Annotated in this window: 4 protein-coding genes; 1 reads left to right on the top strand and 3 read right to left on the bottom strand. The window is 63.2% G+C overall.

What is annotated here, in order from left to right; genetic code table 11:
• Positions 1–109 precede the first annotated feature (109 nt).
• Positions 110–559: a hypothetical protein gene (locus WCJ41_RS21300; RefSeq protein WP_336907846.1), complete on the top strand. Its 450-nt coding sequence runs from the start codon at positions 110–112 to the stop codon at positions 557–559.
• 15 nt (positions 560–574) lie between these two features.
• Here WCJ41_RS21300 and WCJ41_RS21295 read toward each other — a convergent pair whose 3' ends face one another.
• From WCJ41_RS21295 to WCJ41_RS21285, 3 genes are all read right to left on the bottom strand, one after another.
• Positions 575–808, bottom strand: a complete 234-nt coding sequence (locus WCJ41_RS21295; protein WP_336907845.1) for a sulfocyanin-like copper-binding protein — start codon at positions 806–808, stop codon at positions 575–577.
• 106 nt (positions 809–914) lie between these two features.
• On the bottom strand, positions 915–1,805 hold the full coding sequence (locus tag WCJ41_RS21290; RefSeq protein ID WP_336907844.1) for an SIS domain-containing protein: 891 nt from the start codon (positions 1,803–1,805) through the stop codon (positions 915–917).
• Entirely contained in the window at positions 1,802–2,608 is an 807-nt protein-coding gene (locus WCJ41_RS21285; RefSeq protein WP_336907843.1) for an MBL fold metallo-hydrolase, read from the bottom strand. The genes WCJ41_RS21290 and WCJ41_RS21285 overlap by 4 nt, the downstream gene beginning before the upstream one ends.
• Positions 2,609–2,753 lie beyond the last annotated feature (145 nt).

Genomic DNA, 2,753 nt, shown 5'->3' with positions numbered 1-2,753 from the left:
GCGATAGCAAGAGGAAGCATGCCGAGGAGACGGGGTATGTCGGTCGGACCTGCCGCCTGCCATTCGTGAATATGCCGCGCGGCTCGTCGCTCCCTACCTCGTTGCGGCGGTGGCGTGCTGCGAGACGGTGGGCATCGGCATCGAGGGTGGAACAGCCTATGAGGCCGTCATGTCGGGGCTAGCCTATCCGTTCTTTGGCATCGGGCTCAATCCGGGCCACCTGATGCATCTCGACGAATGTGTACATTCGCCGATGCGCAAGGGTTCGCACCCCAAGCTACGTTACGGCATGGCGCTGCAGCGCGACATCATCCCCGGCACCGGTACGGGTTACTTCACCTCCGACATTGAGGACGGCATTGCGCTAGCCGACGAGGCCCTGCGCGATGACCTAGCATCGCGCCACCCGGAAGCATGGTCAAACATCACCGGGCGCCAGCGCTTCATGCGCGAGGTGCTCGGCATCGCGCTCAGACCTGAGGTCCTGCCGCTCTCCAGCATGCCTGCCAGGCTGCCACCCTTCTGGCTGGCGCCGGGCAAGGCGATAGTGCTGCGGTGACCCGCTGGCTGCGCCCTATTTCAGTGTCACGATTTCCCACATGCCATTCATGTAGTGGCCGGCGATGTTGCAGACGAGCAGGTATTTGCCGGGCATGAGATCGAGCGTCACCGAGCCGGACTTTCCGGGCTGGAGTTCAGAGACCTCTCCGCGATGGCCCGCGGCCTCCTCATCGATGCGCATGTCCTTGTCGCTGTAAGGCAGAGGCTGGCCATCCTTGTAGGGCAGGATCACGACCTCATGCACCATGTCTTTCGAGGTATTGTTGACGTTAAACGCAAATATCGCCCTTACCCTGGTTGTCAGCCGTACTTCTTCGTTAACAAGAATCCCAGTTTACTAACTTATGCGGTGATTAATTCTCGGCTGCCATGCGCCGGCGCTGGCCACTGAGAAGGCGCTTCATGTTGGCGAACTTTTCGCCATGCTCTGCATCGCGCCTCAGCCCAACGGCAGCCGAGAGGATGTCGATCACGACGAGTGCCGCGATCCGGGACAGGGCAGGGGTGTAAATATTGGTGTTTTCCAACGTCTCGACGATGATGCCCACATCGCAGTCTGCCAGCAAGGGCGACTGCGAGCCGGTGATGGCGATCACCTCCGCTCCCGCCTGGCGAGCCGTCTGGGCGACCTCGATCATCGCCACGGTGCGGCCGGTGTTCGAGATGACCACCGCGACATCACCTGGCTTCATCATTGCGGCTGTCATCAGCTGCTGATGTGTGTCGGTGGGCGCGCCGCAGGGCACGCCAAACAGCGGGAACTTCTGCTGCGCGTCCAGCGCCACGATACCGGACGCGCCCAGGCCAAAGAACTCGATGCTCTGGGCCCTGCTGAGGATCTGGAGCGCCTGCGACACCTGCCGGCTGTCGAGGTGGTTCCGGGCCCAGTCGAGTGAGCTGATGGTGTAGCCGAAGATCTTGCCGATCAGCTCGGCCGTCGTGTCCTCGCTCTCCAGCACGGAACCGGTGGGCAGCGTACCGAGGGCGAGGCTTCGCGCCAGTCTCAGCCTAAAGTCCTGGAAACCCTCGCAGCCGATTGCCGCGCAGAAGCGGATCACGGTCGGTTCGCTCACCAGCGCGAGGTCTGCCGTTTCGGCGAGGGTGGCATTGAGGATGCGTTGAGGGTCCTCCAACACCTTGTCGGCCACCTTGCGTTCGGACTTCCGCAACTCGTCCAGCGATTGCCGCACAACTTCGATGATGTTCTGCGTGGGCCGCAGGCTGGGCTCCGTGGGGGAGGTCATGGTACCGGCTCGATCGCTGTGTGATGGGTAGCCGTAATCATCTGGAAAGGTGCAACGGCCACTGCGGAGACTATATCACGCGGGTCCGCAGTGTTAACGGCGAACATCCCGAAGTGATGGGGCACCATGGCCGGGGCGCCGCAGGCCTTTGTCAGATCCACGGCTTCGCCAATTGTCAGGTTTCCGGCAATGCCGCGGCGATGCAGGGCTTCGCTCCGCCCGTTCACGGGAAGAAGCATCAGGTCCGGGGCGAAGGCGCGGATTTCATCCACCTGGCCGGCAAACGGAATGGTATCGCCCGAATGAAAGACGCGGTGGCCGCCGATCTCGAGCCCATATCCCAGGAAACGGTGGTGGCCGGCGTGGTCCCGTTCCAGCGTCTCGTGGGCGGCGCGCATCACATGCACGCTGAGCCTGCCCTCGAACAGGTCATGCCGCTCGCCCGCATCCGCCGGAATGAGCCGCTCCGGCGAGACGCCCGTGCGCTCCAGGGCCATATCCCTTGCGGCTGCCGGCACCATGAAGCGCAGGCCGGGCAGGCGGTCGGCGAGTGCCATCAGCGTCTCGCCATCCATGTGGTCCGTGTGGTGATGCGTGCAGATTGTCAGGTCCACCTGGCCCAGCGCCTGAGGCGAGATGGGGGCTGGTACCAGGCGGTCGTGCGGTGTTGCCGTGTTGTGATATTTTTTCGCCAGGGAATCCGAAAGATATGGGTCGATGAGGATTCGCAGGCCAGAGGCCTCGAGCAGGAAGCCTGCCTGTCCAAGCCAATAGAGCGAGAGAGCGGCAGCATGGCTATGCAAGATCTCCTCCGCCAAAGACGCGGTGAATGGCCGGGCGCGCCAGGTGGCAGGGAGGAGGGGCGTTTTCAGTGCGCGGGCTCCGTGAGGCTCAGGGTCTCGAGCAGGTTGGCCACCGCGAACTCCGTGGCCCGCGTGACGCTTTCCT

Origin of the sequence: Aestuariivirga sp. (assembly GCF_037139295.1) — a bacterium.
Lineage (GTDB): Bacteria > Pseudomonadota > Alphaproteobacteria > Rhizobiales > Aestuariivirgaceae > Aestuariivirga.
The sequence above is the reverse complement of the archived record's forward strand: the minus strand, read 5'-3'. Positions and strand labels throughout refer to the sequence as shown.

Coding starts and splice junctions, on each gene's coding strand:
- WCJ41_RS21295 (WP_336907845.1), bottom strand. CDS start 808: ATGGTGCATGAGGTCGTGATCCTGCCCTACAAGGATGGCCAGCCTCTG.
- WCJ41_RS21290 (WP_336907844.1), bottom strand. CDS start 1,805: ATGACCTCCCCCACGGAGCCCAGCCTGCGGCCCACGCAGAACATCATC.